This is a genomic window from Exiguobacterium sp. UBA6309 (assembly GCF_002439205.1).
Lineage (GTDB): Bacteria > Bacillota > Bacilli > Exiguobacteriales > Exiguobacteriaceae > Exiguobacterium_A.
In genome coordinates this window covers 121,337-146,942 of record NZ_DJTL01000025.1, presented here as the reverse complement: position 1 = coordinate 146,942, position 25,606 = coordinate 121,337, and the positions used below count along the sequence as shown (strand labels likewise).

Annotated in this window: 25 protein-coding genes; 16 read left to right on the top strand and 9 right to left on the bottom strand. The window is 46.3% G+C overall.

Annotated features, from left to right (window positions below):
* The first annotated feature begins 90 nt into the window (after window positions 1–90).
* Window positions 91–1,521 carry an ABC transporter permease gene (locus B3M90_RS07245; protein ID WP_214852912.1) on the top strand — a complete coding sequence of 477 codons (1,431 nt, stop codon included), beginning with the start codon at window positions 91–93 and terminating at the stop codon, window positions 1,519–1,521.
* Window positions 1,522–1,525: 4 nt separating this feature from the next.
* The gene (locus tag B3M90_RS07240; RefSeq protein WP_214852915.1) at window positions 1,526–2,230 is read left to right on the top strand and encodes an ABC transporter ATP-binding protein; all 705 of its coding nucleotides are present in this window, start codon (window positions 1,526–1,528) and stop codon (window positions 2,228–2,230) included.
* A gap of 64 nt (window positions 2,231–2,294) precedes the next feature.
* Here B3M90_RS07240 and B3M90_RS07235 read toward each other — a convergent pair whose 3' ends face one another.
* From B3M90_RS07235 to B3M90_RS07220, 4 genes are all read right to left on the bottom strand, one after another.
* Window positions 2,295–3,476, bottom strand: coding sequence for an MFS transporter (locus B3M90_RS07235; RefSeq protein ID WP_290783188.1), 1,182 nt, complete (start codon window positions 3,474–3,476; stop codon window positions 2,295–2,297).
* On the bottom strand, window positions 3,473–3,910 hold the full coding sequence (locus tag B3M90_RS07230) for a MarR family winged helix-turn-helix transcriptional regulator (RefSeq protein WP_214852919.1): 438 nt from the start codon (window positions 3,908–3,910) through the stop codon (window positions 3,473–3,475). Before B3M90_RS07230 ends, B3M90_RS07235 begins: the two co-directional genes overlap by 4 nt.
* 75 nt (window positions 3,911–3,985) lie before the next feature.
* The gene (locus tag B3M90_RS07225; protein ID WP_290783186.1) at window positions 3,986–5,320 is read right to left on the bottom strand and encodes a sensor histidine kinase; all 1,335 of its coding nucleotides are present in this window, start codon (window positions 5,318–5,320) and stop codon (window positions 3,986–3,988) included.
* A 37-nt stretch (window positions 5,321–5,357) separates the two neighbouring features.
* Window positions 5,358–6,020, bottom strand: coding sequence for a response regulator transcription factor (locus tag B3M90_RS07220; RefSeq protein WP_214852922.1), 663 nt, complete (start codon window positions 6,018–6,020; stop codon window positions 5,358–5,360).
* A 130-nt stretch (window positions 6,021–6,150) separates the two neighbouring features.
* Between B3M90_RS07220 and B3M90_RS07215 the strand changes: the two genes are divergently transcribed.
* Window positions 6,151–7,620 (top strand): UDP-N-acetylmuramoyl-L-alanyl-D-glutamate--2,6-diaminopimelate ligase, encoded by a 1,470-nt coding sequence (locus B3M90_RS07215; RefSeq protein WP_290783184.1) that lies wholly within the window; start codon window positions 6,151–6,153, stop codon window positions 7,618–7,620.
* A 23-nt stretch (window positions 7,621–7,643) separates the two neighbouring features.
* Here B3M90_RS07215 and rnhC read toward each other — a convergent pair whose 3' ends face one another.
* Window positions 7,644–8,564 carry a ribonuclease HIII gene (gene rnhC, locus B3M90_RS07210; protein ID WP_214852928.1) on the bottom strand — a complete coding sequence of 307 codons (921 nt, stop codon included), beginning with the start codon at window positions 8,562–8,564 and terminating at the stop codon, window positions 7,644–7,646.
* Window positions 8,565–8,684: 120 nt separating this feature from the next.
* On the opposite strand from rnhC, the gene zapA reads away from it, so the two are divergent.
* From zapA to trxA, 11 genes are all read left to right on the top strand, one after another.
* Window positions 8,685–8,921, top strand: a complete 237-nt coding sequence (zapA, locus tag B3M90_RS07205) for a cell division protein ZapA (protein WP_029342308.1) — start codon at window positions 8,685–8,687, stop codon at window positions 8,919–8,921.
* A 3-nt stretch (window positions 8,922–8,924) separates the two neighbouring features.
* Window positions 8,925–9,473 carry a CvpA family protein gene (locus B3M90_RS07200; protein WP_214852931.1) on the top strand — a complete coding sequence of 183 codons (549 nt, stop codon included), beginning with the start codon at window positions 8,925–8,927 and terminating at the stop codon, window positions 9,471–9,473.
* Between the two features lie 45 nt (window positions 9,474–9,518).
* Window positions 9,519–11,234: a DNA polymerase/3'-5' exonuclease PolX gene (polX, locus tag B3M90_RS07195; RefSeq protein ID WP_290783181.1), complete on the top strand. Its 1,716-nt coding sequence runs from the start codon at window positions 9,519–9,521 to the stop codon at window positions 11,232–11,234.
* Window positions 11,235–13,601, top strand: a complete 2,367-nt coding sequence (locus tag B3M90_RS07190) for an endonuclease MutS2 (RefSeq protein ID WP_214852937.1) — start codon at window positions 11,235–11,237, stop codon at window positions 13,599–13,601.
* Window positions 13,602–13,611: 10 nt separating this feature from the next.
* Complete coding sequence (locus B3M90_RS07185; RefSeq protein ID WP_023469001.1) at window positions 13,612–14,019, top strand: DUF350 domain-containing protein; 408 nt, start codon at window positions 13,612–13,614, stop codon at window positions 14,017–14,019.
* Between the two features lie 183 nt (window positions 14,020–14,202).
* Window positions 14,203–15,099: a YitT family protein gene (locus B3M90_RS07180; protein ID WP_035406360.1), complete on the top strand. Its 897-nt coding sequence runs from the start codon at window positions 14,203–14,205 to the stop codon at window positions 15,097–15,099.
* A 197-nt stretch (window positions 15,100–15,296) separates the two neighbouring features.
* Window positions 15,297–16,970, top strand: coding sequence for a long-chain-fatty-acid--CoA ligase (locus B3M90_RS07175; protein WP_290783178.1), 1,674 nt, complete (start codon window positions 15,297–15,299; stop codon window positions 16,968–16,970).
* A gap of 71 nt (window positions 16,971–17,041) precedes the next feature.
* Complete coding sequence (locus B3M90_RS07170) at window positions 17,042–17,620, top strand: TetR/AcrR family transcriptional regulator (protein ID WP_052018985.1); 579 nt, start codon at window positions 17,042–17,044, stop codon at window positions 17,618–17,620.
* Window positions 17,621–17,694: 74 nt separating this feature from the next.
* The gene (locus tag B3M90_RS07165; protein WP_214852942.1) at window positions 17,695–18,468 is read left to right on the top strand and encodes an electron transfer flavoprotein subunit beta/FixA family protein; all 774 of its coding nucleotides are present in this window, start codon (window positions 17,695–17,697) and stop codon (window positions 18,466–18,468) included.
* A 13-nt stretch (window positions 18,469–18,481) separates the two neighbouring features.
* Entirely contained in the window at window positions 18,482–19,447 is a 966-nt protein-coding gene (locus tag B3M90_RS07160) for an electron transfer flavoprotein subunit alpha/FixB family protein (RefSeq protein ID WP_214852945.1), read from the top strand.
* 163 nt (window positions 19,448–19,610) lie between these two features.
* Window positions 19,611–19,922 carry a thioredoxin gene (trxA, locus tag B3M90_RS07155; RefSeq protein ID WP_023468994.1) on the top strand — a complete coding sequence of 104 codons (312 nt, stop codon included), beginning with the start codon at window positions 19,611–19,613 and terminating at the stop codon, window positions 19,920–19,922.
* A 59-nt stretch (window positions 19,923–19,981) separates the two neighbouring features.
* On the opposite strand, the gene B3M90_RS07150 is transcribed toward trxA, so the two are convergent.
* Together B3M90_RS07150 and B3M90_RS07145 are read right to left on the bottom strand one after the other, a co-directional pair.
* The gene (locus B3M90_RS07150) at window positions 19,982–20,359 is read right to left on the bottom strand and encodes a VOC family protein (protein WP_290783176.1); all 378 of its coding nucleotides are present in this window, start codon (window positions 20,357–20,359) and stop codon (window positions 19,982–19,984) included.
* 14 nt (window positions 20,360–20,373) lie between these two features.
* Window positions 20,374–21,696, bottom strand: a complete 1,323-nt coding sequence (locus tag B3M90_RS07145) for a dihydrolipoyl dehydrogenase family protein (protein ID WP_290783174.1) — start codon at window positions 21,694–21,696, stop codon at window positions 20,374–20,376.
* A gap of 82 nt (window positions 21,697–21,778) precedes the next feature.
* On the opposite strand from B3M90_RS07145, the gene uvrC reads away from it, so the two are divergent.
* Window positions 21,779–23,563, top strand: coding sequence for an excinuclease ABC subunit UvrC (gene uvrC, locus B3M90_RS07140; RefSeq protein WP_214852955.1), 1,785 nt, complete (start codon window positions 21,779–21,781; stop codon window positions 23,561–23,563).
* A gap of 41 nt (window positions 23,564–23,604) precedes the next feature.
* Here the strand turns inward: uvrC and B3M90_RS07135 are convergent, their stop codons facing one another.
* Both B3M90_RS07135 and B3M90_RS07130 read right to left on the bottom strand, forming a co-directional pair.
* Entirely contained in the window at window positions 23,605–24,219 is a 615-nt protein-coding gene (locus B3M90_RS07135; RefSeq protein WP_023468990.1) for a PH domain-containing protein, read from the bottom strand.
* A gap of 117 nt (window positions 24,220–24,336) precedes the next feature.
* Window positions 24,337–24,756 (bottom strand): YslB family protein, encoded by a 420-nt coding sequence (locus B3M90_RS07130; protein ID WP_214853214.1) that lies wholly within the window; start codon window positions 24,754–24,756, stop codon window positions 24,337–24,339.
* 213 nt (window positions 24,757–24,969) lie between these two features.
* Here B3M90_RS07130 and B3M90_RS07125 point away from each other — a divergent pair, with 213 nt between their 5' ends.
* Window positions 24,970–25,587 (top strand): succinate dehydrogenase cytochrome b558 subunit, encoded by a 618-nt coding sequence (locus tag B3M90_RS07125; RefSeq protein WP_214852958.1) that lies wholly within the window; start codon window positions 24,970–24,972, stop codon window positions 25,585–25,587.
* The last annotated feature ends 19 nt before the right edge of the window (window positions 25,588–25,606 follow it).

Below are 25,606 nucleotides of genomic sequence, written 5' to 3'. Positions count from 1 at the left end.
TTTCTTCGTTCAATATACAGTTGAACTACAGTCGAGCTACAGATTCGTTTCATACGATGAATGCAGACGATAAAAGGAGGAACAGGACATATGAATTTTTTGAAACGGGCTGGGAAGAGTATCATCGCTCGAAAGGGCAAGACGATGATCATGTTGATTATTTTAACGGTAATTGGATCGCTGGTTCTATCAGGATTCGCGATTCAGAATGCTGCAAAATCAGCTGGAGAAGAAGCAAGAAAAGAACTGGGAGCTACCGTGACGTTACAAGTCGACCGACAAAAACAAATGCAGGAGCGACAAGCTTCTGGAGAACGAGGAAGACCAGAAGAAGTTAAAATTTCGATGAAAGAAGTTGAAGCGATCGAACAACTAGATGCAGTCAAGTCGACTAATTATCTTTCGCAAGCGACCGCGACCGCGAGTGATATTGAACCGATCGAAAGTGAGTCGACGAATACAGGTGGTGGACCGGATGGTGGACCAGGCGGTGAAATGCCAGAGGGAATGACGACGCCCGACTTCTCGTTGAACGGTGTGACGAATATGGAGTTACTTGATTCGTTTTCGAATGGAACATTAAAAATTGTTGATGGCGTAGCATTGACGTCTGATGCGAAAGAAAATAGTGTTGTCATCGATGAAAATCTAGCAACTGAAAACGACCTTAAAGTAGGAGATACATTCAAACTGAAATCGACGACGACGAATCAAACACAAAAACTGACGATCATCGGGCTTTCTTCATCGACAGATGCGAGTTCAGACGCAAGTTTCCGTGCTGCGGGGTTCATGGATCCGATGAATCAAATGTATGTTTCAAATGAGACGCTTGCCGACTTTGCTACCGAGGATGGGACAGTGAGTGCGTCAAGTGTTGTCTACTCTTTAAAGGATCCGTCTGAAGTCGAGGCGTTCAAACAAAAAGCAAAATCGGTTTCATCAGTGGACTGGGATACGTTCACGTTGGATGCGAATGATGCGGCTTACCAAAAAATGGTCGGACCAATTGAACAAGTTGCTTCCTTCTCAAAATCAGTCGTCTATCTCGTTAGTATCGCAGGTGGTTTGATTCTGGCACTTTTGATTTTGTTATCTGTACGTGAACGCCGGAAAGAGATGGGGATTTTGATGGCAATGGGTGAAAAACGTTCGAAGCTGATGAGTCAATTATTAGTTGAAACATTTGCGATTGCGGCAGTTGCGTTTCTCATAACGTATGCGACGGGAGGAATGACATCACAATTCATGACCGATCAATTATTAAACCGAGAAGTGACAGAAGCGGCAAGTTCGGCTACAACGGATGGATTTGGAGGTCCAGGTGGAGGTCCGGGTGGTCAAGGACAACAACTCCTCGCTAGTATTCCTCAAATTACAGAGATGACGACGAAAATTGACTGGTCGACACTAGCACAAGTCGTTCAAATCGGTAGTCTGATTGTCTTTTTATCCGTTTTATTACCGTCACTTATCTTATTACGAATGAATCCAAAAGAAATCTTATTGCGGGAGGATTAATCAGATGACGACTTTAGAAATGACGAAGGTGTCGTATGCGTATACATCAGCAGGAAAGCAACAACGAATCTTAAATGAGGTATCGATGCAGTTCGAGGCGGGAAGATTTTATGCAATTCTTGGAGAATCAGGTTCTGGTAAAACGACTGCGTTAAGTTTACTCAGTGGACTAGACTCACCAACGGAAGGACAAATACAGTATGAAGGACGTGAATTGCGAAAAATCGGACTGACGACGTATCGATCGCGTCATGCAGCGACTGTCTTCCAATCTTTTAATTTATTAACTTATATGAATGCTATTGATAATGTCATTGTCGCACTTGAGTTGAGTGGGCGACGGATTAAGGAGAAGAAGAAACGAGCTCTTGAGTTACTGGAACAGGTCGGGATCGATGAAATACATTCGAAAAAGAACGTATTACAGTTGAGTGGTGGTCAGCAACAACGGGTTGCCATCGCGCGCGCTCTAGCGACAGAAGCGCCAATCATATTAGCGGATGAACCGACAGGAGCACTCGATGAAAAAACAGCTACGGAAATCATCCGTTTGTTTCAACAACTAGCGCATGATGCCAATCGTTGCATTATCGCAGTGACACACTCAGCAGAAGTCGCACGTGCTGCCGATCAAATCATTGAACTGAAAAAACAACGGTTCGTCGAAAAGAAACCTATCGTTGAAGGGCAGACCATACCGGCTCGTTGAAGAAACGAAATGAATGTATTAAAAGAAGGGACTCTCATCAATCGTTGAGAAGTCCCTTCTTTACTTATGAGGCGATGTCCTGATTGGTTGCTGTAGCGGAGGAACGTCTCGAATACACATATAAGAGACCGCTGCTGACGACGACGAGACTGCAGATCAAAAACATATTCGAGTATCCAGTCTTAGCCGCAATGCCCGATAGCAGGAAAGCACCGATGCCAAAGCCACTATCATAGGCGAGGAAAAATGTAGAGATGGCTTTGCCTTTTTGTTCAGGAGCTGCATACGTCAGCATGACCGTCTGCAATCCTGGGAAGATGGAGGCGGAGCCGATGCCGATGATGAGGGCGGCGAACAACAAACCATAAAGCGTTGGAAAGAATCCAAGTACTAGAAATCCGACCGCATACAGACCATAGGATGGAATAAGCACGGAAGCTGGTCCTTTTCGGTCAAACCGTTTTCCGGCTAGTGGACGAATGGCGACCATACCGAGCGCAGCCAGTCCGTAAAAATAAGAGGCATACGTCACATGGTGAATGGAATCGGCATATAAGGAGATAAATGCAGACGTACTGGAAATCGCAATTCCCGCAAAGCTTGTAGCTAGCAACAAGACGGGACTGTCTAAGAAAAGCGATTGACGGAGCCGAAATGGTGACGTTTGCGGAATATGACTGCTCGTCAATGGTAAACGGATCACGAAAAGAAATGAACAGATGGCGAGTAGAGCAACTGTCATGAAATACCAGACCATGACATCATGAGCAATCAACGTCAATCCGATGACAGGACCTAGGACGGAAGCGAGATTCATCGAGAGGACGAAGTAACCCATTCCTTCACCCTGACGTTGTTTAGGAATCAACGTCGTGACACTTAAACTCAGTGAAGAAGAGATCATACCGAAACTAAACCCATGTAACACACGAATGATGAGCAATAAACTGAATGATTCAATCGGCAGAATGATCAAGTAGAGACAGCTAAAGAGAGTAAACAGACTAGCAGATAATAGTAACATCCGTTTCAGTTCGTACCGATCGAGCCAATGACCAATCAACGGACGTGAACAGACCGTTGCGAGTACGAATGCCGTCACGACCCATCCGAGTGATCCTTGTGAAACCTCGAATTTTTGGGCGGCGAGTAGAGGCAGGGATGCATTTAATAAGTAAAACGTTATGAATAATAAGAGATTGACGAGTAATGTCGTCACGTAATGCCGGTGAAATAAACGATTCACGATGATTCCTCCTGTTCGACCGGGCGATGGGTAAGAAGTAGCTGAGTCATCAGGCGCTCTAAGGAAGACTGGTCTTCTGGCGATAATTCATCCAAAAATATACGATGTGCTTGTTGGACGGATGCATCAATCGTCTGAAATAAGTCGCGTGCTTGTGAAGTCAATTCGACCAGGCGATGACGTCCTGCGTTCTGACGAAAGATGAATCCTAATTCTTCTAATCGAGCGACTGTTTTTGTGACGGCTGGCTTTTCGATGACTAAATATTTCGACAGGGTGACCTGTGAGACTGGTTCAAGTAAAGACACGGCCTTCAAGAGTGCCCATTGTCCAGTGTGTAACGAATATTGAGCGAGGGTGGCATCGACGTCTCGTTTGACGAGTCGGGCGACTTTTGACAGTTGTCCGAGAATATCTTCTTGTTGAGATGACATAAAAAAACCTCCTTTAAGTTAACTAGTTAACTTAAAGGAGTATAGCGGATTCTTTACTTCTTTGGCAAGTAGAAATCAAGAAGTAGTTTCAAAAAACGTCGTGAATCGTACCTGATCAGGTGTTCCAGTCAAAGTAGTCTTTAAATCTAATCGATCCATGATTTGGTGTACCAAATATAGTCCGAGACCACTACCGCCATGAATTCGATTTCGCGATTGTTCGGCGCGTGTAAGGGGGTGGAACCAAGCGGCAGTATCACTTGAATCTTGAATAGTCGGTGAGTTTGTGATCGTTAGCACCACACCATTTTGTTTTCCGGTCGTCTCGATTAGAATCGTTCCACCCGGAGCCGTATACGATATGGCATTCATTAATACGTTATGAAAAGCGCGCTCCAACAAGTGACGATCCGTGTTAACGTTCCAGTCTTCTTTAGGTGAGATCACACGTAATTGCTGATCATGAATAAGTTGTCCGAATTGATCGAGTTGTTGTTCGAGTAACAGACGAAGATTCGTTTCCTCGAAATGAAGTGCCATTTGTTCGACACGGGCGACTTCGAGCAACGATGCAATGAGACGTTCCATATTTTCAATCACCTGACTAGCACGCTCCAAATAGTAATCACGGTCTCGGTAGACTCCGAGATTCAAGAGCATCCCTTCGACTTGACCCTTGATGATCGTAACAGGTGTTTTTAACTCATGTGAGATAGCGAGGAATAGCTGTCTTCGTTCTGCATCACGTATTCGATCTTTTTCCGCTTCAAGACGAAGGCGTTCATTGGAGGCTTGTAAAGAATCCATCGTCGCCTCGAGTGTGGTGGCGAGTTGATTGATATTTCTTGATAGATCACCCAGTTCATCCGTTGAGTGATGATGGGTTCGGACAGCAAAGTTTAAATTCGCTAACTCCTTCGTCGCTTGATTGATGGAGATCAGCGGTCGAGAAATGGTACGTGAATAAAGATAGGCAGCAAGACCGGCTAATAATAGAAGCGGAAAAACGATATAAGGAGCTAGTTTCAACAAGACGGCTTTCACTTCATCAATCGGTTGAATCATTTGATCCGCATCGAGAGTAACCGTTTGACTGTTCAGTTGAAGTGGAAGGGAGGCTTGGATCGTTCCGGTAGGAGAGTTATCGGTAGTGCGACGAATCGGTCCGCGACCAAAATCGGGTGCATATAAGAGTTGATCGTCCTCCGTCCACAGTGAAAAACGAATCCCTTTGTCTGTCAGTTGATCAAGCAATGGGATGAGTTCTTCGATTGAACGATCTTTACTTTTTAGTTTAATAGATGCCATCGTCGAGTGAAATTGTTCTTCTCGATAGGACTGATAGTACGAAGGCAACGAGGCATATAGAAAACCAACCGTCGAGAGGACAGCGACGATGAGTAAGCTCATCGTTAAAAAAAATAGTTTAGCAGTGATTCCTTGACGTTTAGCTAGGTGCTTCAAGCTTATAGCCAACTCCTTTTACTGTTTGAATATAAGGTACGTTTATTTTTTTTCGTAGGTTTTTAATATGTGTATCCAAGAATCGTGTATCGCCAAGGGCATCAAACCCCCAAAGTTGCTGAATCAGCTGTTCTCGTTCGAGTACACGGCCGGGATGTTCGAGTAATAAATGAAGAATTTGAAATTCCTTAAGTGTTAATGTCGTCGGATTTCCAGAAACGTATACGTTATAGCTTGATGGAAAAAGGGTAATCTCTCGAAATGAGAGTGATTCTGCTTCATTCGATTGAATGCGCCTGATAACGGCTTCGATCCGTCTAAGTAAGATGCGAAGGGAAAATGGTTTTGCGATGTAATCATCGATTCCGAGATCAAATCCTTTCACCTGGTTTTCCTCATCTTGCAAAGCGGTTAAAAAAATAATCGGCGTTTGTGATTCTTTACGAATGTCGCGTGCAACCTCAAAACCATCGAAGAAAGGCATCATGATATCTAAGATGATTAAATCGAAAGAGCCCGATCGGTAAAGTTGTAAGGCTTCCATGCCGTTTGCCGCGCTAGATACAATGTATCCATTGGAGTTCAATAATTCTGTTAGTAGTTCCCTGATATCGTATTCATCTTCTGCGATCAAAATATGTGTCATATCATTCACCTCATTGTTAGTTGTAACATATTCATCTGAAGTTTAGCTGAAGATAAACAATTGATACATCGAGTCATTTATATTAGACCAAATAAAGCAAATCTTGAGACAAGGAAGGGAAGCAAACATCATGAAGCCCTGTTCGAAATCCTTAGCATCATTAGTATCACTTTTTAATTTACGAACAGATTCAAATCCGATAGTTACGAGTATTGAGACAGACTCACGAAACGTAATACCAGGAAGTCTGTTTATTTGTGTTCGCGGCTACACGGTAGATGGTCATCGATATGCTAGAGAAGCGGAACGTAATGGAGCAGTTGCGATTTTAGCGGAAGAAGCATTAAGTGATGTAACGATTCCTGTTATTCTCATCGAAAATACAAAGGCAGCTGCCGGGAAGGTAGCAGACTTTTTTTATGATCATCCGAGTCAAAAAATGCGTGTCTATGGTGTAACGGGAACGAACGGAAAAACGACGACGACAAAATTGGCGTATGATCTCTTTCGTGCAACAGGCATAAAAGCCGGCATGATTAGCACGGTCGGTGCACGAATTGATGAGGAACTCATTGAGACACCGAATACGACGCCTGAAGCGATCATCTTACATCGACTGTTGTATGAAATGGTTGAAAAAGGCGTGACGGATTGCATCATTGAAGTGTCTTCTCATGCATTAGCTGAAGGTCGAGTCGAAGGAGTGTCTTTCCACTCGGCAGCATTTACGAACCTGACGCATGATCATCTGGATTATCACCATTCAATGGAGGATTACGCCAAGACGAAAGCGTTGTTATTTCAACAAGTCGCTGCGTCAAATGGTCGGACCATCGTCTTGAATCGAGAAGATGGTTGGAGCCGCGTCATGCGAGAAGCTGCGCCTTTACAACCCGTCATCTGGTATACGACACAACCACACCGGACGTCACAAATCGCGGTCGAATGGTTGACGGACACCGTCAATGTGCGGATCGACGAGAAGACGACGCGTGTGCCGACAGCTTTACTAGGTGAATTCAATGCAGCGAATTTAGCGGCGGCGATGGGATTATTGCGGGCAGGTGATGCCAATCTCTATGCTTTGATTCGTCACATTCCAGAACTGGAATTGCCGAAAGGACGACTTGAACGACTGGACTGGGCACCTTGTGAGATTTATATCGATTATGCCCATACACCGGATGGTCTAGAAAAATGTTTACAGGCACTCACTTTTTCCGGAGAATCGCTATCGGTCGTTTTAAGTGCAGCTGGAGAGCGTGATCGAACGAAACGAGCGGAAATGGGGCGGATTGCAAGTAAATATTGTGAACACATCATCGCAACGGTCCATGATGCGAGGACAGAGGATCCGGATCGAATCATCGAAGAGCTAATCGTTGATATTCCACGTGAACATTTAGTAGGTTGTCATACATCCCGTCACGAAGCGCTCGTACAAGCAGCGCATCTGGCGCACGAAGGAAAACGCATCGTCATCGTCGGGAAAGGTCATGATGAGGTAGAACGAATCGGTACAAAAACGATTCCTTTTAATGAAAAACACATACTTCTTGCGGAATTAGAACGACTGTCTGAAGGGGAGTCCGTCATTTAAAAAAACCGACCATTCCGTTAAGGTCATGGTCGGTTTCGTTTCGCAGCTAGTTGTTGTGCCTTTTTCGTATTCGCAAAATGGGCTTTCGTCCAGTCACGCAGTTTGTCAGCTCCATAACGTAAAATCAGTGAGGCGGCGACTTGATCGACCTTGGCACCAGCACCTTTCGGAATGACGACACCTGTTGTTTCACTCAACTTGTCCATCTCCTTCAAAAAGATGGCGCGAGCAATGATCGAGGAGGCAGCGACAGCGACATGGAGTTGTTCCGCCTTGGTCGAGAAGTAGACATTTTCTCGAACGGGATTGACGACACCAGCTAGGTGTTTATAATAGACACTTTTTTCGGCGAACTGATCAATCAAGATCGCTTCTGGTTTCGTCTCCAGTTGGTCAAGAAGCCGCTCGATTACATCATTATGCATCAGGGCAGTCATCTTTCCTTGAGTCATCGACCGTTGCATCTGATTGTATTCTGGATTGTGTAGGATACGATATGTGTACGGAATGACAGCATGGAGATCGCGAGCAATTCGACGAATCTCGATATCGTTCAAATGTTTGGAGTCTCGGACACCGAGTTCGTGAAGAAGTGCGATCTGCTTTCGATCAACAAAGGAAGCGGCGACGACGAGTGGACCGAAGAAATCGCCTTTCCCGACTTCGTCACTACCAACGACGGACCATTCCGAAAAACCATTCGGTAACGTTGAAACAAGTGGTTCTTTCGACTTAGTCGGCGAAGCCGTACCGAAACGTGTAGCGATAGCTTCGGCTTGCGGTCCTTGAAACATCACTTTTCCAGAATTATAAATCGTGATGACACAACCAGGAATCTTGGCAGCGAAACGAGCATACGGAGGAGACTTCGTCTCGTTCTGTTTGAAGTTCTGTATGACTAAGTCCTGTTTTTCTTTAGATAAGCGTAAAACGGTCGTTCCCATAGGATAACCTCCCTTTCCGGGATTAAGCATACCATCCTTAAGACCGATGGGGGACTTCTTTTCCTAAAACGAAAATGATGGTACTATATGAAAGAAGCAAAGTATGAGGAGGACAGAAAAATGGCTGATTCAGAAGGGTTGAACCGGACGACGATTCATATCGCAGGCAATGATTATACGATTGTCGGAACGGAGTCGCCAGAACACGTACGCGAAGTGGGTCTCCTCGTAGATACGAAGATTCGAGAAATCCGAGAACAAGCACCACAACTCGACGTTCGTCAAATCGCCGTCCTAGCGGCGCTTAATATTGGTAGTGATTATGTAAAAATTAAAAAGAATTTGGGTGAACTATAAACTATGATTTCTCTCGTTATCTTATTACTTCTCGCCGTAGGTGTCATGACAGGGGTCCGAAGGGGAGTTGTGTTGCAGGCCGGTCATTTGCTCAGTCTGATCATTTCCTTCATCGTTGCACTGTCGTTCTATGAGGAACTGGCTACGAAATTCCGATTGTGGGTACCATATCCGTCTACACTGGATGATGCGGGAATCGATTTGACGATGTTCGCGATTCCAAGTTCAGCACGACTCGATGAGGTGTTCTACAAAGCCTTTTGGTTCGTCGTCCTGTTCTTCGGTACAAAAATCATCTTATCGATCTTATTGTCGATGTTTGATTCGTTGACGAATGTCCCGATTCTAAAACAAGTCAAAGGGTTGTTAGGTGGTGTCTTTGGTTTCATCGAGATGTACATCTTCATCTTCCTGCTCTTGTTCTTAGCGGCATTCGTTCCAATCCAATCGATACAGGATGCAATCGCGAATTCGAGTTTAGCAAGCTTCATTATCCAGCATACCCCGCTTCTTGCGAACTGGCTGATGGATCAAGTTGGATTGATAAAATAAACAGGCTCCCACGATTGGGAGCTTTTTTTGAGGGGAGAACTGCACATGCGTACGATTCAAGATGCGATGCGTCATTTGGAACGGATATCGGTCTACCTAGAGGTCAAAGGGGAAAATCCATTTAAGATTAATGCTTTTCGGAAAGCAGCAAGTATTCTCGAAGCATCCGATGCTGACTTCATGGCGATTGAGGATTTCACGGCGATGAAGGGGATTGGGAAAGGAACGGCTGCTGTTCTAGAGGAATATCGGGAAACGGGAACGAGCACGGCACTGACAGAACTCGAACAAGAAGTGCCAGAAGGATTGATCGCCTTATTGAAGATTCCGGGTCTTGGTGGGAAAAAGCTCGCTAAACTGCATGAAGTTGGCGTCATTGATGCAGATTCCTTTGCAGAGAAATTAGCAGATGGTACAGTCGAAGCGATGCCTGGATTCGGCAAGAAGACGGTCGAGAAGTACGTTAAAGCACTTGAAACGTTTGAAACACGACCGGAGCGATTACCATACGGTGTCATGCGAAAGATTGTCGCTGAATTGAATCAGACACTTGCATCGTTTGATGCAATCATTCGTTTTGAAGTTGGAGGAAGTTTCCGTCGAGCAGAAGAGACGTGTAAGGATCTTGATTTCATTCTATCAACGAATGAACCGGAACGAATCAAGGAGCAGCTTCTAGAACTGTCGCTCATCGATGAAGTCATCGCAGCTGGCAGCACGAAAGTATCGCTCATCTTAAAACGAGACGTTCATTATATCGCGGTTGATTTCCGAATCGTGGATGATGCGGCGTATGCATCCACATTACATCACTTTACGGGTTCGAAGGATCACAACGTCCGGATGCGCCAACTCGCAAAAGAGCGAGGAGAGAGTATTTCTGAATATGGTGTCGAGACCGAGCAAGGATTAGTGCAACCGAACACAGAAGAAGAATTGTTTGCGCGATATGATTTACCGTTCATCGCGCCTGAATTACGAGCGGGACGTCATGAATTCGAGCAAGATTTATCACGTCTCTTGACGGAACAAGATATTCAAGCCGATGTGCATATGCATACGACATGGTCAGATGGTACGTTGTCTGTTGAAGAACTAGTCGATGCCTGTGCTGCACGCGGATATACATGGATGGCGATCACGGATCATAGTAAATATATGAAATTCGTCAATGGATTAACGGAAGAACGTCTGCGTGCACAACGTATTGAAATCGAAGCGGCACGCGAGAAACATCCCGATATGACAATTTTATGCGGTGTCGAGATGGATATCTTGCCCGATGGATCACTTGATTATGAAGATGAGTTCTTAAAAGAAATGGACTATGTCATCGCCTCGATCCACTCGAAGTTCGATCAGACGGAAGAAGAGATCATGCAGCGGCTCGAGAATGCTTGTCGTAATCCTTATGTTTCCTTGATTGCTCATCCGACGGGACGAATCATTGGAAGACGAGAAGGATACGCCGTCAATGTCGATCGATTGATCGAACTAGCAGCGGGGACAGGAACAGCGCTTGAGATGAACGCGAATCCAGCACGTTTTGATTTAACAGCAAGTTCGCTTGCGAAAGCGAAGGCTGCCGGCGTGAAGATTTTAATTAATACGGATACACACCGACCAGAAATGTTAGAAGATATGAAACTTGGAGTCCTCCATGCTCGTAAAGCTTATTTGGAGGCGTCTGATGTCATCAATACGTGGTCTGCTGAAGAAGCACTCGAATTCTTCGGTCGAAAACGTTTAGGAGTGGATTAAATGAATGCCAACGCATTACGCGTTTTAGAATATGAGAAGTTAAAAGAAAACATGCTCGCCTTCACGGCTAGTTCACTCGGAGCACAGTTCGTCCGGGCAATGCGTCCGGCGGAAGACTTCGAGCAGGTCAAGGAACTGTTAGCTGTCACGACGGAAGCAACGACGGTCTACCGGTTGCGTGACCGTTATCCGTTCGGTGGATTGACGGACGTCCGAAGTGAAGTGAAACGAGCAGAGATTGGCTCTGTCCTCTCGACGAGTGAACTTCTAGCCGTCGCAGACGTCGTCTACTCGGGACGTCAAGTGAAGGCATTCCAAGAACGGCTACACGAAGACCATGCGGATCTACGATTACCGCGCCTTGATAGTCGAATCGAGCAAATCACGAAGCTCGTCGAGATCGAACAGGGGATTCGCCATGCCATCGACGATCAAGGGACTGTCCAAGACTCAGCGAGTGATAAATTACGAGCGTTACGCAGTCAGTTACGCTCGCTCGAAGGACAAGTTCGTTCGAAAATCGATAACGTCTTACGTAGTAAAGCGAAGATGCTGTCTGACGCCATCGTGACGATGCGAAACGATCGTTATTGTGTACCGGTCAAACAAGAATATCGTCAAGCGTTCGGCGGAATCGTCCATGATCAGTCCGCTTCTGGAGCAACGTTGTTCATCGAACCGCAAGCTGTCGTCTCTGCGAACAACGAAATTCAAGAAGCGCGTTTGAAAGAACGGGCGGAAATCGAACGAATTCTTGCACAACTATCGGCACTTGTCGGTAGCGTTGGTGATTCGCTACGCATCAATCTGGATGTATTAGCAGAACTTGATTTCATCATGGCAAAAGCATTATACGGTCATCAAATTGGAGCGGTCGAGCCACGCTTGAACGAAAACCGCCATATCATTCTGAAGGAAGCACGGCATCCGTTCATCCCGAAAGAGGAAGTCGTACCAATTACCGTATCACTGGGTGGGGATTTTACGTCACTCGTCATCACCGGTCCGAACACCGGCGGTAAGACAGTTACCTTAAAGACGATCGGTCTTTTGCAATTGATGGTGCAATCAGGACTATACGTGCCAGCTGCAGATGAGACGGAACTCAGTGTCTTCGATGCGATTTATGCCGATATCGGGGATGAACAGTCGATTGAACAAAACTTATCGACGTTTAGTTCGCACATGACGAACATCGTCTCGATGATGGAAAAAATCGATTTTATGAGTCTAGTACTGTTCGATGAATTAGGTGCGGGAACGGATCCGACAGAAGGGGCTGCCCTTGCAATCGCGATTCTTGATGAAGTGAAGCGACGCGGCGCACGTGTGGCAGCGACGACACACTATTCAGAATTAAAGGCGTACGGCTATAACCGAGAAGGGGTCGTCAATGCGTCGATGGAATTCGATGTCGAATCACTCAGTCCGACCTATCGCTTACTCATCGGTGTACCTGGACGCTCGAATGCGTTCGAGATTTCAAAACGTCTTGGACTCGAAGACCGGATCATCGACGCGGCACGTGGTCAGATCGGTAGCGACGCACAGTCTGTCGAGACGATGATCGAACGATTAGAAGAAGCGAAACAGCGGGCTGAAACGTTAGAGGCACAGTTGTTAGAAGAGAAAAAACGACTTGTCGAAGAGAGAGAGCAGTTCGAGCAAGAACAAGCTGAGATCCAGGAAGAGAAAAACGAAATTCTGGCAAAAGCGGAAGAAAAAGCAGCACGTGCGGTCGAACGCGCTCAAAAAGAAGCAGAAGGCGTCATCAAACGTCTGAAGGAATTACGAGACGCTGGTGCCGTCAAAGAGCATGAACTGATCGAGGCGCGGAAGCGACTCGAAGACGCGAAGCCGAGTCTGCAAGAGAAGCGGATCGCTAAAGTAAAAGCAAAATACGACCAAACGCCGCGATTTGATAAAGGCGAAGAAGTTAAAGTCACGACCTTCAATCAAAAAGGCTATATTATCAACCAACAGGCGAACGGCGAGTATACCGTCCAAGTGGGCATCATGAAGGTGAACGTCAAACCGGAAGATCTCGCGAAGATTGGCAGTACACCAAAACGTCCACAAACGAAAGGGCGCTCTGGTGGAACGAGTGTGACGAAACAATCGACACCTTCGGCTGAACTGGATTTACGTGGCGTGCGTGTCGAAGAAGGGTTGTCGAAGCTCGAACGCTTCATGGACCAAGCCTTGTTATCGAACTACGACCACATCCGTGTCATTCATGGCTTGGGTACGGGAGCGATGCGACAAGGTGTCCAAGAATTCTTGAAAGGTCATCGTCACGTCAAAGGTCACCGGTTAGGTGGTCAAGGTGAAGGCGGACACGGTGTGACGATCATCGAACTGAAATGAGGAAAGCAAGATGAACATTTTTGAGAACGTCTATGTCTATACGACAGCGCTCTATTCGGTCGCGGGATTACTGATCATTTTGGGGCTTGCACTTTTTGAGTTGACAACCCGGTATAAAAACTGGGAACATATCAAGAGTGGCAATATCGCCGTTGCGTTAGCAACAGGTGGAAAAATCATCGGACTCGCCAATATCGTTCATTTCGCTGTCCAAGGGGAAGAACGGGTCGGGTCGATATTTCTTGAAAGTGCCTTTGGCTTCTTATTGTTGATATCGACATATTGGATCTTTGAATTCCTGACACCGAATTTGCCGGTAGACCGTGAAATCGAGAATGGCAACATTGCTGTCGGTATCATTTCATGCGCTTTATCGATCGGCATGTCCTACGTCATCGGATCAGCGTTAGTGGGGTGAATCCGTGTTAGAACGTTTAGCGAAAATCATGTTCGGGGTTTCGATCGCCTTTTTGGTTGTCGGTATCCTTTGGATTGTATTTAATTAAAAGAACCGGTCTTACCGTGTGATCATTCCGTACTGACATCGTTTCAGTACGGAATTTTTATTGAGCCACGCCTAATCAAAAAAGGAGGAACGCATATGAACGTACGAAAAACATCAACAACGACAGAAACGAGACGCCGTGCTTTTGAGGCGATGCAATTGATTTCTTGGAAGGACATCTTCTGGGTTATCATCGGGTCGTCGATTCTCGCCTTTGGAATCAACTACTTTACGATTCCAAATGATCTCTCAGAAGGTGGATTGATTGGGATCACGGTCATTTTCTACTATCTTTACGGTTGGGATACGGGACTTGTCTCCTTGCTTGCGAACGCTTTGCTGTTCGTTGTCGGTTATCGATTCCTTAGCCGGAAGACGATGCTTTACTCAGTCATCTCAGTCGCCGTCACATCGTTTGTCCTCTCTTCGACAGCAAACCTTGCGACATCATCGGATAGCCGTTTGATTGGAACGGTCTATGCGGGTATTTTGATTGGTGTCGGAATCGGACTCGTCATTCGTGCGGGAGGAACGACGGGCGGTGGTGTCATCATCGCTCGACTGATGAATAAATACTTGAATCTCAGTATCGCAGTCTCGATGTTCATCATCGATGTCGCCGTTGTCGGTGCGTCAGGTTTTCTATTTGGAGAAGAGACGATGCTGTACACGTTAATTGCGATCATCATCGGTTCGTATTTGATTGATCTCGTCAGCGAAGGATTGAACGTCCGCGAAGCGGTCACGATCATTAGCCATCGCCAAGAAGAAATCGCGACGATCCTGACGGAGACGCTCGGACGTAGCGCGACTGTCATCCACAGTCATGGTCATTTCACGAAACAAAAGAATGACATGTTGTATATGATCGTCGATAAACGACAACTGGCACCGTTGAAACAAATCGTCGAAGCAGCGGATCCCCGCGCCTTCGTCGTCATTCATAAAGTGCGAGAAGTCATCGGGGAAGGATTCACATATCCCTCCCGGTAATATGGATTCAAAAGTAGCACCTCTCTTTTTCGGAAATCGAGAAAGGGAGGTGCTGCTTTTTTAGTATTAAAATTTTGATTGAAAAAACCAAAAAACAAGCAGATTCAATTTCTTTTTTTGGGATTTTACTGGCATGTCGAATTCAAATCAACGTATAATGAAAATGAATAGTAATTCATTATCAGGGAGGGAAACGTATGGAATCCGTTTGGTTATCTGATTATCCAAAGCAAGTACCCGTATCGATTGATTATCGAGAAATACCTCTTTATCAGGCACTTGATGAGGCAGCGACTGATTTTCCAGAACAACGTGCCTTAAGTTTCTTAGGGAAACGTATGACGTTTCGTGAAGTGTGCGACGAAGCACATGCACTCGGAAGTTTACTTCAAGAGCATGGCCTCAAAAAAGGAGATCGTGTCGGACTGATGTTACCGAACTGTCCCCAGTATATGATCAGTTATTATGCTGTCCTCTATGCTGGTGGAATCGTTGTGCAGGTGAATCCGCTCTATACGGACCGTGAACTCGAACAGATCCTCATCGATTCAGGTGCACATCTGCTCGTAACCCTCGACCTACTTTATCCGAAAGCATCTCGCGTCAAAGCGGCGACGGAACTCAAAACGGTCGTGACAACAAGCATCGCGGATTACCTTCCCTTCCCTAAAAATAAACTGTATCCCATTAAAGCACGGAAAGATAACAACATCATCATCGATACGACGGGTTCGATTCCATTTTTATCGCTACGTGGTTATGAACCGATTACACCGATTGCGATTCAACCGAAAGAAGATGTCGCGGTTCTTCAGTATACGGGTGGAACGACAGGTGCTCCAAAAGGTGTCATGCTGACGCACTATAACCTGAGTGCGAATGTCGAGCAAATCGACAAATGGTTTTATAAATATGAGCGGGGAGATGGACGAAAACTGTTAGCTGTCGTTCCGTATTTCCATGTCTATGGCATGACATGTAACCTCAATTTCGGTATTTTTAATGCCTATGAGCAAATCATCGTTCCGAAATTCGACATTGAACAAGTATTGAAAACGATTCATAAGGAAAAACCAAATCTGTTCCCTGGTGCACCGACGATGTATGTCGGTCTGTTGAACCATCCGAAGCTAAAGAAATATGATCTGTCTTCAATCGAAGCTTGTATTTCAGGTTCAGCTCCACTGCCGGTCGAAGTCCAGGAAAAATTCGAAGCATTAACGGGCGGACGAATCGTTGAAGGATATGGTTTGTCTGAGACGAGTCCGGTGACGCATACGAACTGTATCTGGGATCGCCGGATTCCTGGAACGGTTGGTATTCCGGTACCCGATACGCAAGCGAAAATCGTCCAAGCGGATGGAGAGACACCCGCAACTCTTGGTGAGATCGGTGAGATCATCGTCACAGGTCCGCAAGTCATGAAAGGATACTGGAAACGACCAGAAGAGACGCAAGCGGTTCTTCGAAACGGTTGGTTGCACACGGGAGACCTTGGTTATATCGGCGAAGATCATTACTTCCGGATCGTCGATCGGAAAAAGGATTTAATCATTGCTTCCGGATTTAATATTTATCCACGTGAAGTCGAAGAAATCTTGTACGAGCATCCGGCCGTCAAGGAAGCCGTCGTCATCGGTGTTCCGGATGCCTATCGTGGAGAGACCGTCAAGGCGTTCATCGTCGTCAAGGATGAGATGACGGTCACAGAAGAAGAGCTTGATCAATTCTGTCGTAAACAGTTAGCGTCATTTAAAGTGCCAAAGCAGTACGAATTCCGACAAGAGTTACCGAAGACGTTCGTCGGGAAGATTCTCCGCCGTGTTCTTGTTGAAGAAGAACGTGCCAAACAACTCGAAGAAAGCAGTTGACAGGACGAAATGACATGATAGAATAAATATGAATGAACCATCATTCATTTTATGCGTTAGGAGATAGTGGAATGAAACGAACAATGTCAAAGAGTGACCGCATCATTGATGCCGCCGTAAAAGTCATCGCTAAAAACGGCTACCATGGAGCGAAGGTGACCGCCATCGCAAAGGAAGCCGGTGTTGCGGATGGAACGATCTATCTGTACTTCAAGAATAAAGAACACCTACTGATTTCGCTATTCCAAGCGAAAATGGGAAGCTTCATCGAATATTCCGAAGGACAAATCGCGAATCACACGTCAGCGACAGAACAATTGGCCGCATTGATCGAGGCACACCTTGAGCAATTATCCGTCGATTATGATTTGGCTGTCGTCACGCAAATCGAGCTACGTCAATCCAACCAAGACATGCGCCAAAACATTGCCGCCGTCTTGAAACCGTATCTGCATCTGATTGACCGTGTCATCAAGCACGGGATGACGACAGGCGAGTTTTCAAACGAACTCGATTATCGATTAGCGCGTCAGATGATCTTCGGAACAATCGATGAGGTCGTGACGAGCTGGATGGCAAGTGGATTCAAATATGAGTTGCTTGAGACACGCGACGGGATCCATCGGATGTTGATCAAAGGGCTGAGTTAAGCCCTTTTCATGACAACAATCATGTAAGCGGATACAAAGAATGATGGTGAATAGACGACAAGGGGGAGCATGAGATGGAAATCTATGTACTGTTGAAACGCACATTCGATACGGAAGAAGCAATCCAACTCGAGAATGGTCAAATCGATGAGGATGGCGCTGAGTTCATCATTAACCCGTACGATGAATATGCGGTAGAAGAAGCGATTCGTGTCCGTGATGCACAAGGGGGAACGGTGACGGTCGTGACGGTCGGACCGGAAGATGCGGACAAGGAATTACGAACAGCACTCGCAATGGGAGCGGACCAAGCAGTTCGCATCTCGATTGAAGATGATATCGAAGAGGCAGATCATTTCACGATTTCTGAAGTGCTCGCTGGTTATTTAAAGGAACAGACAGTTGATCTCGTCATCGCTGGAAACGTCGCAGTTGATGGCGGAAGTGGTCAAGTGGCACCACGCGTCGCAGAATTGCTCGATATTCCTTACGTGACGACGATCACGAAACTTGAACTCGACGGCACGAAGGCTGTCGTCACACGCGACGCTGAAGGGGATACAGAAACGATTGAAACAACACTTCCGTTACTCGTCACTGCGCAACAAGGGTTGAACGAACCACGTTACCCAAGTCTTCCAGGAATCATGAAAGCGAAGAAGAAGCCGCTTGAAGAACTCGAACTCGATGATCTCGAACTCGATGAAGATGAACTCGCACCACGTCTAGAGACGATCGAACGTTTCTTACCACCGAACAAAGCAGCCGGTAAGGTCCTTGAAGGTGAACTGAACGAGCAAGTCGCACAGCTCGCATCATTATTACGCAACGAAGCAAAAGTGGTCTAAGGGGGAGAAACGAATGACAAAAGCATTAGTACTCGCAGAATCACGGGATGGCAGTTTACGGAATGTATCGTTTGAGGCTATCGCAGCAGCGCGACGTGTCGCAGACGAAGTCATCGCAGTCCTGATTGGACACGATGTCGCTAAGGATGCCGACGTACTAGCGTCACGCGGAGCGGATCAAGTCCTCGTCGTCGAGGATGAGCGTCTTCTACACTACACGCCAGACGGTTATGGACAAGTCTTCCTTGAGTTGATGAATCGGACGTCACCTGACGTGCTCGTCTTCGGTCATACGTCGCTCGGCAAGGATCTATCACCGAAGATCGCGGCAAAACTGCAAGCTGGTCTAATCAGTGATGTGACGGCGATTGAAGGGGAAGGCGCGGAAGCAACGTTCATCCGACCGATCTATTCAGGGAAAGCATTCGAGAAAGTCAAAGTCGCAGAAGGCAAGACACTCTTTACGGTCCGTCCGAATAACATCGATCCGCTCGAAACGGGGAGTTCACAAGGCACGGTCGAGTCGGTCACAGTCGAGCTGAAGGATTTACGGACGATCGTCGCAGACATCGTACGTAAAGCAACAGGTGGTGTTGATTTATCAGAGGCAAAAGTCATCGTCGCAGGTGGACGCGGTGTCAAGAGCTCAGACGGCTTCGCACCGTTACAAGAACTAGCGGATGTTCTCGGAGGAGCAGTTGGTGCTTCGCGTGGTGCTTGTGATGCGGATTACTGCGATTATGCACTTCAAATCGGTCAGACGGGGAAAGTCGTTACACCAGACTTGTATATCGCGTGCGGGATCTCGGGTGCGATTCAACACTTAGCGGGGATGTCGAATGCAAAAGTGATCGTTGCGATCAATAAGGATCCAGAAGCGAATATCTTCTCTGTCGCGGACTACGGGATCGTCGGAGATTTGTTTGACGTCGTGCCGTTATTGACAGCTGAATTCAAAAAAATGCTTGTTCACGGATGAGTGAATGTACCGGTGCCATGCAGATGGTACCGGTATTTTTTTTACGAATTCTTCACGTGAGCAGTTTCGTTTGTTGGAAGAGACTGCTATGATATACTCGAATCAATAAAGAGATCACCCATTTTTTTTCCGGGTTGATCTACTCATTAGGAGGTTATGATCAATGGCAATCGTACACGCAACTAGCCAATCATTTAAAGAAGAAACACAAGAAGGACTCGTTCTTGTTGATTTTTGGGCAACATGGTGTGGACCATGTCGTATGCTCGCACCAGTTCTTGAAGAACTCGATGCTGACATGCAAGATGTAAAAATCGTTAAAGTTGACGTGGATGCAAACCCAGAAGTAGCTGGAGCATTCCAAGTTCAAAGTATCCCGACACTCGTTCTCTTCAAAGATGGACAACCTGTCAACAAAACGATGGGCTTCATGCCAAAAGACGCACTTAAAGAATTCGTTGAAACATCTAACTAATTCTTTCCTGCATATTAAAACAGACCGTTCTGCATAGGCAGAACGGTCTGTTTTTTAGATTACATTGGCGTACAAAGTTCGATGAGGTGACCATCGGGGTCGAGGACATAGGCGACGACTTGCCACCATGGTTTTTTAACAGGAGCAAGGACGGTCTCATATCCTGCCTCCACCACCTTCTGAAAAAGAGTCGGGACGTCATCCGTGACGAAACCAATCTCTAACGTCTGATGCGCTTTTCCGCTTGGGATCGTGTAATCCGGAATCAACTGTTGCACGTCTTCACGCGTATTGAAGGCGAGTGTCGTCTGACCGGTCTCGAACTCGATGTAGCTCCCGTGCTCCGCCTTGACGGATAGTCCAAGGACGTCTCGATAGAATGTCAGCGTCTGTGCAGTATCTTCAACGTATAAAATCGTATAGCCGTATTGAATCATCAAAAAGCCTCCTATCAATCCTCGAATAACGAAGCGATATCTGAAGCCGGTGTCGGGTAAGCGAATCCAGTCTGTTGCATCGAAGTACTTGGAATCCGGTGTTGCATCGCAAACGAGAAATAGTTTGCTAGTTCCGCTGCATTGACACCGATGAAGTGTGCGCCGAGTACTTGATCATCTTCCCCGACGAGCACTTTCGCCCGAGCGAAACTGTCTTTGATCCGTGCGTTCGTTTGCCAGGAGGACGTATCAATCAAGCGACCACGGTAAGGAATACCTGCTTTTTTCAAAGCAGCTTCCGTCTCACCGACAAGGGCGAGGTTCGGAGCAGTGAATACGACGCTAGGTACAGGGAGCAGCTCCAGTTTCCGGTTGTTCCCTTCGAGCATGTTGTCGGCAGCGAGTCGTCCTTCTGTTCCGGCAAACGGTGTCAACGCCGGATTCCCGCTGACAGCAACATCTCCTGCGGCATAGATATGTTCGACGGAAGACTGGAGATACGCATTGACATGAATTCCTTTTTCGTTATGCGAAACGCCGATGGCTTCGAGACCAAGTTGATCAATACTTGCGACACGTCCAGTCGCATTCAAGACGACATCCGTCTTCAACACATCACCGTTCGATAAACGAAGGGAATCCTCTTCGTAAGCGACGACTTCTGCCTCTTTGATGATCGAGATGCCAAGTGCTCGTGTGGCGTCGAGTAAGACATCGACGAGTTCACTTTCGAATTGTTTTAAAGGATCAGATCGTAAGACGATCGTCACGTCTGCACCAGCAATCCGAGCAAGATGCGCGAACTCGAACGAGATGTACCCGCCACCAATACAGACGAGTCGACGTGATAGATCCTTTAGTTCTAAAAATTCATTACTCGTTATAAAACGTTCACTACCGGGTACAGTTAATTCGCGAGGTCGTAGACCGGTTGCGATTAAAAACTGTTTCCCTTCGATTTCTTCTTCACCAATTCGAAGACGATGTGAAGAGACGAAGCGGGGTTCGCCGTGGAAATAGTCGATGTCCGTTTCCGCGTACCGCTTTCGTGTCTGCTCCGGGATGGCGCGCGTGTATTCATTCTTGCGCTCCATCAACTGGCGCCAATCGATTGAAATTAATCCCTTTACGCCATATCCGAGCAATCGCTCGACAGCGTCTTTCGTCTCACTACCCGTCAGTAAGATTTTTTTTGCGTCACATCCACGTTGTGCGCATGTGCCACCTGGAGTGAAGTTTTCCACGATGGCAACACGTAGTCCTTTTTCAGCGAATTTATAAGCCGCTTGATTTCCAGCGGAACCTGTTCCGATCACAATGCAATCATATGTACGCATTTTTCATCCTCCGTATGTCATAATCAATGTATGGTATTTACCCGAACGAATAAAACTAAAAACGGTGAAAGGAGACATTTATTTGGGACATCAAGAACATATCAAAGCGAAACTATCCCTTTTGCCGGATGAGCCAGGATGTTATCTGCACAAAAATGAATTCGGTGAAGTCATCTATGTCGGAAAAGCAAAAAATCTCAAGAATCGTGTCCGTTCCTATTTCACGGGAGCACATGATATTAAGACAGAACGCCTCGTCGCGGAAGTCCGTGACTTCGAATACATCATCACAGCGAGTGAACTAGAAGCGTTATTGCTTGAGATGACGCTAATTAAGAAACATGATCCGAAATATAACATCATGTTGAAGGATGATAAATCCTACCCTTACCTGAAGATTACGAATGAGACCTATCCGCGCTTGATCACGACGCGTAAGTTGAAGAAGGATGGCGGTCATTATTTTGGTCCTTATCCGAATGCCTATGCGGCAAACGAAACGAAACGTTTGTTAGATCGTTTATATCCGCTGCGCAAATGCCAGCCGATGCCGAAAAAACTTTGTCTCTATTATCATATTGGTCAATGTCTCGGTCCATGCGAAATCCCGAATCTCGAGTCGGAACAAAAAGCGCTCGTTTCGGAAATCCGCAGGTTCTTGTCCGGGGACACGAAGGAACTCGTCGAAAGCTTGAAACAGAAGATGGCGGAAGCAGCCGAGACGATGGAATTCGAGCGAGCCGGAGAATTACGGGATCAAGTCCGAGCGATCGAGTCGATCATGAACAAACAAAACATGATTACAGCGGATCTGACGTCACGCGACGTATTCGGAATTCATGTCGATAAAGGTTGGATGTGTGTCCAAGTCTTCTTCCTTCGCGGCGGAAAGATGATCGAACGTGATGTCTCGCTTTTCCCGATCTATGGTACGCCGGCAGAAGAGCTTGAGAGTTTCATCGTCCAGTTCTACGAAAAGAACATCAAACCAAGTGAAGTTTATGTACCGCCACTCGTTAATCAGCTTCTGCTCAAAGAGGCGCTCTCGATTAAAATTCACGTTCCGGTCCGAGGATCAAAACGGAAATTACTTGATCTAGCAACGAAGAATGCTGAAAACGCGATCTCGGAACGCTTCGAGTTGTTAGCGAAAGATGAGAAACGGACCGTTCAGGCAGTCGAAGAACTCGCTGACGCGATCGACGTTCATCCATTGTCACGGATCGAAATCATCGATAATGCGAACATCCAAGGAGCGGATGCCGTATCGGCGCTCGTCGTCTTTGAAGACGGTAAACCACTGAAAAAAGAATACCGGAAGTTCAAGATCCGGACGGTTCAAGGACCGGATGACTATGAATCGATGCGGGAAATCGTTCGTCGGCGTTATCGACGCTTGTTACTTGAGGGAGCGCGCCTTCCGGACCTCGTCTTGATTGACGGAGGGGTCGGACAGTTGAATGCTGCTTTAGAAGTCATTCAAGATGAACTCGGCCTATCCCTGCCGGTCGGCTCATTAAAAAAAGATGACAAACACCGGACGAGTCAGTTGTTGTTTGGAGAAGATGCGCGATTGATCGAACTCAGCCCTCGCTCAAGTGCATTTTATTTACTTCAGCGCATGCAAGATGAGGTCCACCGATTCGCGATCACCTTCCACCGCTCGCTTCGTTCAAAAGGGATGACACGTTCATTGCTCGACGAGATTCCAGGAGTCGGACCGAAACGACGCCAGCAGTTGATTCGTCATTTCGGGTCGATGCGTAGTCTAAGACGTGCGACGATCGAACAGTTGGCTGAGGCAGGATTGCCTGTGAAATTAGCGGAAACCGTCGCTGAATATTTAAGTCAAGCGAATGAAGAATGAAAAAATGCCGTCCTCTTGAAGAGGGCGGCATTTTAAAATAATTAGTTGTTGATGTACTTCTCGTAGTACGAACCGAAATCACGCTGGTTCCACTGATGGTAGTGACCTTGAAGCCACTCGAAGGATTGTTCAGACAACTCCTTGAATGTTTGCGGAACGTTCATGTCGCCTTGGCGAAGACCACCGAGAATCGTGACCGAATGATTTAATGAGCTATTCGCGAACTCGAGCATCTTTTGTCCTTCGTATTGTTTTTCAGCGATGGCAAGTAATGTCTTATACAGATCCTTTACATGCTCCAGTTGTTTTTTATCAACGTCGATCGAATAATGTTTGCCACCGATTTCGAACTTGATCTCGACATCGAGGTCGACTGTTCCAGCCGTTTCGAACATGACGTGGCGAATTGGATAATGTGCATATGGATAGCGGTAGAGTACACGTTTTGAACTGACAGCACTTTCTCCATCAAGGTGAATCAAGGCTAAGTTCGTAAAGCAATACTCGTCAGATTTGGACTTGATCAAGAAATAGATTTTTTCGCCGTCTTCATGTAAAACATAATCGTCAGCGGCTGCCTTGTCGAAATCATCAGGATGAATGACTTGTCCGATATCACTGAATCCCGTTAAATCTGCTGCTAGTTTTTTGAACATGTAAAGTTCCTCCTCGCGATTTGTGTACGCATGATTTTACGATCACTTACTGCAAAAAGTTTCAAGGATCTATTTCGATGTTGAAAATAAAGATTCCTGTCACATTCTATGTAAAGTTCAACCGATTGGTTCGAGTGGATCTTTTGGATCGATTTGGACCGTGATTTGAACAATCTCTTTGCTTGTCTCAGCATATCCTTCCGCAACACATCCGTTAAAACGGGAGAACTGTTCAGCGAGGAAACCGGCTTCGAGTTGAAAGTAGCCTTGTGGCCGTTCATCTCTCGTCGTATCAGGAGGAGACAGTACGAACGAGATGACCGTTCCTTTACGTTTCTTGATTTCGAGCATTCCCCAACCGGCTTGTTCAAAGAATGAGGCCAATTCAGATTCATCCACGACAGGGAATTGACGCGCGAGACGTTTACCTGCCCAGTAGATGACTTGCCGATAATCCGACCCTAGAAGATCGGTCAGCACATAATCCCGGATCAGTTCGATTCCGAAAAGTGGTGTTTGGTTTGGTGTAACATCCATCATGATTCACTCCTATCTGCCAACCATTATACCGAGATGATTCTAGCAGGTCATTGTTTTCCTGAAAAAATTTGCAGTTAAATGCAACGGCTCGGGTTGTCTTCTAAAAAGGACAGGAGTAGAATAAGTGATGAAAAGACGAATTTCCTTATGAAAGCGCTTTTCTACCAAAATGCGCCAACGGTTGATTGGCAAACAAAAGGGGGGATTTGGATGGCGAATCATCGTGATTTCGTGAGTCGTAAAATACACTCACTGCTCGGCGTCATTCCAATCGGGTTATTTTTACTTTCGCACTTAACGACGAACTACTTCATCGTACGTGGTGAGGAAGACTTCAATAAGGCCGCGGAATTCGTGGGGAGCGTTCCGTATCGATTGTTCTTAGAGATCTTTGTCATCTTCATTCCAATCATCTTGCATGGTGTCTACGGTGTTTACATCGCATTCACGGGTTCTGCGAACGCGGGACGATATACATATTTCCGGAACTGGATGTATGTCTTGCAACGGTTTAGCGGAGTGTTCCTCGTCGTGTTCATCACATGGCACGTTTGGGAGACTCGGATTGCCGCTGCGATGGGAACAGAAGTTGATGCGAGCATGATGCAGAACATCGTTGATAACGGATTCATGTTAGCGTTCTATATCGTCGGGATCTTGGCAACGACATTCCACCTCGCGAACGGACTCTGGACGTTCTGTATTACTTGGGGAATCACGCAGTCACCAGCATCTCAACGGGCGATGTCTTACGTGGCAGCACTCGTATTCATCGGTTTATCGTTTGTAGGCGTACGCTCGATCTTAACGTTTGCAGGCGTGTTGTAAGGAAAGGGGAACTGACAAC

Coding starts and splice junctions, on each gene's coding strand:
- B3M90_RS07245 (WP_214852912.1), top strand. CDS start 91: ATGAATTTTTTGAAACGGGCTGGGAAGAGTATCATCGCTCGAAAGGGC.
- B3M90_RS07240 (WP_214852915.1), top strand. CDS start 1,526: ATGACGACTTTAGAAATGACGAAGGTGTCGTATGCGTATACATCAGCA.
- B3M90_RS07230 (WP_214852919.1), bottom strand. CDS start 3,910: ATGTCATCTCAACAAGAAGATATTCTCGGACAACTGTCAAAAGTCGCC.
- B3M90_RS07225 (WP_290783186.1), bottom strand. CDS start 5,320: ATGAGCTTACTCATCGTCGCTGTCCTCTCGACGGTTGGTTTTCTATAT.
- B3M90_RS07220 (WP_214852922.1), bottom strand. CDS start 6,020: ATGACACATATTTTGATCGCAGAAGATGAATACGATATCAGGGAACTA.
- B3M90_RS07215 (WP_290783184.1), top strand. CDS start 6,151: ATGAAGCCCTGTTCGAAATCCTTAGCATCATTAGTATCACTTTTTAAT.
- rnhC (WP_214852928.1), bottom strand. CDS start 8,564: ATGGGAACGACCGTTTTACGCTTATCTAAAGAAAAACAGGACTTAGTC.
- zapA (WP_029342308.1), top strand. CDS start 8,685: ATGGCTGATTCAGAAGGGTTGAACCGGACGACGATTCATATCGCAGGC.
- B3M90_RS07200 (WP_214852931.1), top strand. CDS start 8,925: ATGATTTCTCTCGTTATCTTATTACTTCTCGCCGTAGGTGTCATGACA.
- polX (WP_290783181.1), top strand. CDS start 9,519: ATGCGTACGATTCAAGATGCGATGCGTCATTTGGAACGGATATCGGTC.
- B3M90_RS07190 (WP_214852937.1), top strand. CDS start 11,235: ATGAATGCCAACGCATTACGCGTTTTAGAATATGAGAAGTTAAAAGAA.
- B3M90_RS07185 (WP_023469001.1), top strand. CDS start 13,612: ATGAACATTTTTGAGAACGTCTATGTCTATACGACAGCGCTCTATTCG.
- B3M90_RS07180 (WP_035406360.1), top strand. CDS start 14,203: ATGAACGTACGAAAAACATCAACAACGACAGAAACGAGACGCCGTGCT.
- B3M90_RS07175 (WP_290783178.1), top strand. CDS start 15,297: ATGGAATCCGTTTGGTTATCTGATTATCCAAAGCAAGTACCCGTATCG.
- B3M90_RS07170 (WP_052018985.1), top strand. CDS start 17,042: ATGAAACGAACAATGTCAAAGAGTGACCGCATCATTGATGCCGCCGTA.
- B3M90_RS07165 (WP_214852942.1), top strand. CDS start 17,695: ATGGAAATCTATGTACTGTTGAAACGCACATTCGATACGGAAGAAGCA.
- B3M90_RS07160 (WP_214852945.1), top strand. CDS start 18,482: ATGACAAAAGCATTAGTACTCGCAGAATCACGGGATGGCAGTTTACGG.
- trxA (WP_023468994.1), top strand. CDS start 19,611: ATGGCAATCGTACACGCAACTAGCCAATCATTTAAAGAAGAAACACAA.
- B3M90_RS07150 (WP_290783176.1), bottom strand. CDS start 20,359: ATGATTCAATACGGCTATACGATTTTATACGTTGAAGATACTGCACAG.
- B3M90_RS07145 (WP_290783174.1), bottom strand. CDS start 21,696: ATGCGTACATATGATTGCATTGTGATCGGAACAGGTTCCGCTGGAAAT.
- B3M90_RS07135 (WP_023468990.1), bottom strand. CDS start 24,219: ATGTTCAAAAAACTAGCAGCAGATTTAACGGGATTCAGTGATATCGGA.
- B3M90_RS07130 (WP_214853214.1), bottom strand. CDS start 24,756: ATGGATGTTACACCAAACCAAACACCACTTTTCGGAATCGAACTGATC.
- B3M90_RS07125 (WP_214852958.1), top strand. CDS start 24,970: ATGGCGAATCATCGTGATTTCGTGAGTCGTAAAATACACTCACTGCTC.